General features: G+C 35.3%; 2 protein-coding genes. Both read right to left on the minus strand.

Features of this window, described 5'->3' with window-relative positions:
* Window positions 1-84: 84 nt before the first annotated feature.
* Window positions 85-723 carry a C40 family peptidase gene (locus HMPREF9074_RS11620; protein ID WP_009389026.1) on the minus strand — a complete coding sequence of 213 codons (639 nt, stop codon included), beginning with the start codon at window positions 721-723 and terminating at the stop codon, window positions 85-87.
* A 13-nt stretch (window positions 724-736) separates the two neighbouring features.
* The coding region (locus HMPREF9074_RS11625; RefSeq protein ID WP_034541091.1) for an AAA family ATPase at window positions 737-1,298 on the minus strand (562 nt) is incomplete at its 5' end.

Raw genomic sequence — 1,298 nt, forward strand, 5'->3', positions numbered from 1 at the left:
CTCCATTGTGAGTGAGTTTTTGTATTATTGCAGACAAATGTACAATTTTTTTTTGAATAAACAATTCTTTTTGAATAAATTATCTTATTTTTTCTCTTTGAGTCTTCCAGCACTTGTATAGCGTTTTTGAAAGTACTCATCGTTGAAATCATAGATATTTAGCTCTTGTGTGGTACAAGCTAATATCCTACCATTTCCTAAATACAAACCTACATCGGAAATAGGTTTGAACTTATCATACCTAAAAAACAAAATATCCCCTTCTTTTAAATAAGTACGCCCTGTGAAAAGCTGTAAATCCTTAGAGCGGAAGATACCATCGGGAGTCTTGGGAAAAGTAGTTTCATACACTTCACTAAACAATGCCTGTATAAAGTAAGAAGCATCTGCTCCTTCTTGTTTTTCTAAGGTCTTTTCCTTATAAGGCGTTCCTATCCAATCATCTATAAAAGCATAGAGCTTATAGTTGGTGATTTTTTTAGGGGGTACAGCCAAAATAATAGAGTATTTCTCTCTTAAGGCTAATTCCTTATCGGATAAGTTTTCTCCCTTATCATCTACCAAGGTATACTGCTCATTGATTTGTTTCTTTTGGGCTAATACTGCTTTGTAGAAAGCATCTGTAGGGTAATGATAAGGAAGCTCAGCAAGATAACGGCTTGCCGAGCAAGATAACAATGCAATTGTACTAAAAGTAACTAAAAGTATTTTTAAGTGTTTCATTCTATTTATTCGGTTATATTCGTTTTTTCCAAACGACTTCACTATTTTCCCAGAGTACGTCTATAGTATCTCCTTCTTTAAATTCACCTGCTACAAGTTTCTTAGCCAAAGGACGGCGTAATTTGGCACGAATAATACCTTTTAAAGGACGAGCTCCATAGGTGGCATCATAGCCTTGTTCTGCTAAATGCTCTTTTACTTCTTGAGCAATATTGAGTGAGATGTTTATCCCCTCTGTTAGGTTTAAAAGCTCTTTTTTCAAATGTATTTCAAAGATTTTTAGCGCATTTTCTTTGCTAATAGGTGCAAAAGGTACTATCTCAGTAAGACGCCCCAAAAACTCAGGTCGGAAATAACGACTCATTATCTCTAAAAGAGTAGATGAGGAAGGAATATTCCCCTCAGTAAAGGATTTGACAATAAAGTCAGAGCCTATATTGGAGGTAAAGAGGATAATGGCATTAGAGAAATCACCTTCTTTACCCAAGCGGTCGTGTAACTTCCCTTCGTCCATTATTTGTAGGAATACATCAAATACTGAAGTATGGGCTTTTTCTATCTCATCAAAAAGTACG

Origin of the sequence: Capnocytophaga sp. oral taxon 329 str. F0087 (assembly GCF_000213295.2) — a bacterium.
Lineage (GTDB): Bacteria > Bacteroidota > Bacteroidia > Flavobacteriales > Flavobacteriaceae > Capnocytophaga > Capnocytophaga leadbetteri_A.

Excerpts from the sequence above, each read along its gene's own strand:
- HMPREF9074_RS11620 (WP_009389026.1), bottom strand. The coding sequence starts at position 723 with ATGAAACACTTAAAAATACTTTTAGTTACTTTTAGTACAATTGCATTG.